The sequence below is a fragment of the Dietzia sp. DQ11-38-2 genome (assembly GCF_014145055.1).
In the GTDB taxonomy this organism is placed as follows: Bacteria; Actinomycetota; Actinomycetes; order Mycobacteriales; family Mycobacteriaceae; genus Dietzia.
In genome coordinates, this window is record NZ_JAALDW010000321.1 from 1 (window position 1) to 4,794 (window position 4,794).

Annotated in this window: 6 protein-coding genes; 3 read left to right on the plus strand and 3 right to left on the minus strand. The window is 70.5% G+C overall.

The window, feature by feature from the left end; translation table 11 throughout:
- Positions 1–100: 100 nt before the first annotated feature.
- A complete protein-coding gene (locus G6026_RS11225) occupies positions 101–826 on the plus strand; it encodes an APA family fibronectin-binding glycoprotein (RefSeq protein WP_194305401.1) in 726 nt (241 codons plus the stop codon).
- Between the two features lie 7 nt (positions 827–833).
- Here G6026_RS11225 and G6026_RS11230 read toward each other — a convergent pair whose 3' ends face one another.
- Entirely contained in the window at positions 834–1,550 is a 717-nt protein-coding gene (locus G6026_RS11230; protein ID WP_107757548.1) for a PIG-L family deacetylase, read from the minus strand.
- 142 nt (positions 1,551–1,692) lie between these two features.
- On the opposite strand from G6026_RS11230, the gene G6026_RS11235 reads away from it, so the two are divergent.
- Positions 1,693–2,850 carry an acyl-CoA dehydrogenase family protein gene (locus G6026_RS11235; protein WP_182613222.1) on the plus strand — a complete coding sequence of 386 codons (1,158 nt, stop codon included), beginning with the start codon at positions 1,693–1,695 and terminating at the stop codon, positions 2,848–2,850.
- A gap of 67 nt (positions 2,851–2,917) precedes the next feature.
- Entirely contained in the window at positions 2,918–3,328 is a 411-nt protein-coding gene (locus G6026_RS11240) for an arsenate reductase ArsC (RefSeq protein ID WP_182613223.1), read from the plus strand.
- On the opposite strand, the gene G6026_RS11245 is transcribed toward G6026_RS11240, so the two are convergent.
- Positions 3,325–3,561 (minus strand): thioredoxin family protein, encoded by a 237-nt coding sequence (locus G6026_RS11245; protein WP_182613224.1) that lies wholly within the window; start codon positions 3,559–3,561, stop codon positions 3,325–3,327. The genes G6026_RS11240 and G6026_RS11245 overlap by 4 nt on opposite strands.
- Before the next feature lie 20 nt (positions 3,562–3,581).
- Positions 3,582–4,673 (minus strand): permease, encoded by a 1,092-nt coding sequence (locus tag G6026_RS11250; protein WP_182613225.1) that lies wholly within the window; start codon positions 4,671–4,673, stop codon positions 3,582–3,584.
- Positions 4,674–4,794 lie beyond the last annotated feature (121 nt).

A 4,794-nucleotide genomic window follows, 5' to 3' on the forward strand; every position in this document is an offset into this window, starting at 1 on the left:
CCGGGCGGGTCAACATCACGCTGCGGGAGACCCGCCCGCCCACACCGCGGGAGTCCCGCCCGGCTGCGCCGCGCGAGCGGCGCCCGCCTACGCTGGGCGGATGAACTCAGGGAACCCCCGCTCCACCGGCCGGAACCGGTCACTTCTCCTCGTGGTGCTGGTCGCCGTCCTGGCGGTGGCCGCCGCGGTCGTGACCGTGCTCGTCTCGTCTGCGACGTATGCACCGGGGGTCCGCACCCTGTCCCCGACGACCCAGGTGGCCGCGGGCTCGGACCACGTCGACCCCTATACCGGGCTCGTCATCCGTGTCCCCGAGGGCTGGCAGGCCGAGTCGGGCGAGCAGCTGGTCTTCGGCACCACCGCGCTGACCCCCGACAGGGAGGCGGGGGACGGGGAGACCGACCGCTCGGACGGGATCGTGCTCACGGGCGCGCTCACGGAGGACTTGTTCGACCCGCGCGATCCGGACAACCGGCGGGCGGCGATCACCCTGGCCGGTGGGATCGGACAGTTCTTCCTGCCGGTACCGGGGCAGCCGGTCGAGGAGCGGGCGGAGGAGATCGCCACCGGTGTCGGCGACGGCTGGTCCGTGTCGTTCCGAGTGCTCCCCGTCGCCGACCAGGAATTCATCGGCCCCGAGGGCGCGCTCGTGTACACCGCGGTCGTCGGGGAGGGCGCGCAGCGCTACTGGCTCACGTACATCGGTCTGCCGGGTGACGGCACCCTGCACTCACCCCGCGCCGAGTGGGCGGACGAGATCGTCGATCGACTGCGGCCCACCGAGGCGGCCGACACCCCACTAGCGCGACCGGGTGAGCACGCCTGACCCCGGCTCAGGGCCGCATCCGCCGGAAGCCGACCACCGGGTTCCCGTCGGACAGTCCGTCCCGCGGTGCGCACACCTGCTCCACCTGCGCGCGGGCCTGATCCCGCACGGGGGTGGCCGGGTCGAGCACCGAGAGGTACTCGGAATGCTCGGCGAGCGCGTCCACGGCGAGTTCGACGAACCCGCTCACGTCGACGTAGTGCGTCATCTCCGGCGAGGACTCGAACCACATCTGCGGCCGCCCCTCCGCTGCATCGACCCCCACCGCCGCGACCAGGTCGTCGTACGCGGCCCCCACCGCCGCGCCGAACTCCATGTGATCACTCTGGTTGGGCTTCCCCGGAGCGAACTCGTCCCCGGAGAACAGGGAGACCACGACGTCGGGGCGGTGCCGGCGGATGGAGTCGGCGACGGCGTCGCGGAGCTCCGCGTCATTGACGATCCGGCTGTCGGGGAAGCCCAGGAACTCCACCCGGTCGACACCGACGATCGCCGAGGAGCGCCGCTGCTCCTCCTCGCGGACCGGGCCCGCGACCTCGGGCGGCATCCCCTCGATGCCGGCCTCACCGCTGGAGGCCAGCACGTAGACGACGCTCCGGCCCTCGGCCGTCCAGCGGGCCACCGCCGCGGACATCCCGTACTCGGGGTCGTCGGGGTGCGCCACCAGGACCAGACAGCGGGTCCAGTCGGTGGGGAACGGCTCGGGTGCCGGGGAAGGGGTCATGCCCCGAGTATGGCCCCGCGCGCCCCGGCGCGCGAGAAGTCGCGTCGGGGCGCCGTCGTATGCTCGACCCGCACCCCGTCGGCGTCGTATCCCGCCGTGACCCCTGCCGTATCGCCCGTCGCATCACTCCGGAGGCCCAGCCGTGTCCGCACTCTTCCCCGACTACCGCCCGTCCTGGGAGACCGATGATCACCGGCTGTTGCGCGAGCACGCCCGCGCCTTCTTCGCCAAGGAGATGACGCCCCATCAGGAGAAGTGGGCCGCGCAGAAGCACGTGGACCGCGAGACCTGGCTCCGCACGGGTGACGCGGGGCTCATCTGTCTCGACGTGCCGGAGGAGTTCGGCGGCCAGGGCGGAGACCCGGGCATGGAGTACCTCGTGACCGAGGAGCTCGTCTACTCCGGCGACACCGCCTTCGGGATGGGCGTGGGCTCCACCATCACCCCGCACTACATCGCCAACTACGCCACCGACGAGCAGAAGCGGCAGTGGCTGCCGAAGATCTGCTCGGGCGAGTGGATCTCCGCGATCGCCATGACCGAGCCCGGCGCCGGCTCCGATCTGCAGGGCGTGCGCACCACCGCCAAGCGGGACGGCGACTCGTACGTCATCAACGGCTCCAAGACCTTCATCTCCAACGGCGGCTCCGCCGACTTCGTGGTGGTGGTGGCCAAGACCGACCTCGACGCCGGCCACAAGGGCATGGCCCTGTTCGCCGTGGAGGCCTCGACGCCGGGCTTCGAGCGCGGACGAGTGCTGGAGAAGATGGGCCGCCACGGCGCCGACACCGCCGAGCTGTTCTTCAACGACATGCGCGTGCCCGCCGCCAACCTGCTCGGGGGCGAGGAGGGGCAGGGCTTCTACCAGCTCATGAACCAGCTCCCGCGCGAGCGCCTGGCCATCGCCGTGGACGCGCTCGCCATGGCCGAGGCCGCAGTCGTGGAGACCCTCGAGTACACCCGCGATCGACAGGCCTTCGGCAAGACGATCCTGGATTTCCAGAACACACGGTTCGAACTGGCGGCGTGCAAGACCTCCGTCATGGCCTCCCGCACCTTCATCGACCACTGCATCACCCGTGAGATCGACGGCGAGCTGGACGCCGTGACCGCCTCGATGGCCAAACTCCAGGCCACCGACATGCTCGACGACGTGGTGGACCGCTGCCTCCAGCTGTTCGGGGGTTACGGCTACATGATGGAGTACCCCATCGCGCAGAAGTTCGCGGCCGCCCGGGTCATGCGGATCTACGGCGGCACCAACGAGATCATGAAGGAGGTCATCGGCCGGGCGTTGTGACCCACCGGGTGACGGCGCCGAGAGGCTACTATCGACAGTCGTCGATACATTCTGCCGGGGAGTCACCGTGACCGATCGTCCGTCCGTCCTCTTCGTCTGCGTCCACAACGCGGGCCGCTCACAGATGGCCGCGGCCTACACCGAGCACCTGTCCGGTGGCGCGGTGGAGGTCCGCTCGGCCGGGTCGGCGCCGGCGGACTCGATCAACCCGGCCGTCGCCGAGGCGATGGCGGAGGACGGCATCGACATCTCGGCGGCCACGCCGAAGGTCCTCACCACCGGGGCGGTCCGGTCGAGCGACGTGTGCATCACCATGGGCTGCGGTGACGTCTGCCCGGTCTTCCCGGGCAAGCGGTACCTGGACTGGACCCTCGACGACCCCGCCGGTCAGGGTGTCGACGCGGTCAGGCCCATCCGCGACGAGATCAGGCGCCGCGTGACCGAACTCCTCGCCGAGCTCGGCGTGCGCCCGGTCTAGCGTCCGCGCAGGATCTCGGTGAGCTGACGGACGGTGGGCACCTTCCCTCCCAGGACGAGGTCGTCGTCGACCACCAGCCCGGGTGTCTTCATGAGGCCGTAACCGGCGATCTCGCCGACGTCGGTGACCTCGACGATCTCCGCGTCCTCGCCCAGCGCCACCAGGGCCTCCCTCGTGCGGGTGACGAGGGTGTGGCAGTTGCGGCATCCGGGCCCGAGCACCTTGACGATCATGGTTCCTCCTGCATCCGGGGTCAGGCGATCACGTTGAACAGTAGGCCGATGGCGAGGATGCCGGCCGCCACGACGGCGAAGAACAGCGCGAGCAGTGGTGGCCGCATGACCCGCCTGAGCATGATCGCCTGGGGGATGGACAGCGCGATCGAGCTCATGATGAACGCCATGACGGTGCCCAGGCTCATGCCCTTGGCCCACAGCGCCTCGGCGATCGGCACGACCCCGGCTCCGTTGACGTAGAGCGGGATCCCCGCGAGGGTGGCCACGAGCACCGCCAGTGGGTTGTCCGGGCCAGCCCAGCGGAGGAAGAAGTCCTCGGGGACCCAGCCGTGGATCACCGCGCCGACGCCGACGCCCACCACCACCCAGATCCACACGCTACGGAGGATGTCGCGGGATTCGCCGAGAGCGGCGTCCACCCGTTCGCGCAGCGAGGGCACGTGGCCGTCCGCGCGGAGTACGGCGACGCGGGTGGTGAAGACGACGTCGTCGACCCACCTGTCGAGCCGGAACCGGGACAGGGCCCATCCCGCGACGAAGGCGATGGCGGCGCCGGCGCCGACGTAGGCGGCGGCGATGTGCCACCCGAACATCTCGCCGATCATGATGGCCGCGATCTCGCTGATGAGCGGGGAGGCGATGAGGAAGGTGAGGGTGACCGAGAGCGGGATCCCCGCGGCCACGAAGCCGATGAACAGTGGGATCGAGCTGCAGGAGCAGAAGGGGGTCACCACGCCGAGCACGATGGCCAGCGTGAGGCCGACGAACAGCCCCCGGCCCTCGAGCCAGTCCCGCGCGCGGTCGAGGTCGAGGCTCGCCCGGAGCATGCCCACCAGGAACATCAGCCCGAGGAGCAGGAGGACGATCTTGACGGTGTCGTAGAGGAAGAAGTGCACGGCACCGATCGCGCGGTCGGCGAGGTCGAGTCCGAGCCAGCCGACGGCCGCGTCCCAGAACCACTCGTTGGCCACCCACAGGGCCACCCAGGACACCGCGGCCAGCGCGAGCGCCGCCACGAGCCGACGCTGCTCACGGGCACCGGTGTCGGTGTCCGGGGTGTCGTTCTCCGGGCCGGACGGGCCGGTCGCGGAGGCGGGCAACGAGGTCATACCTCCACTGTAGGATTGGTATCGATGAGGGTCGATAGGAACTGTTCAGGGGGTGATGAGAGGGGGTCGGGCGGGGTGAGGGACGTCGTGGTGATCGGAGGCGGCCAGGCCGGCCTGGCCG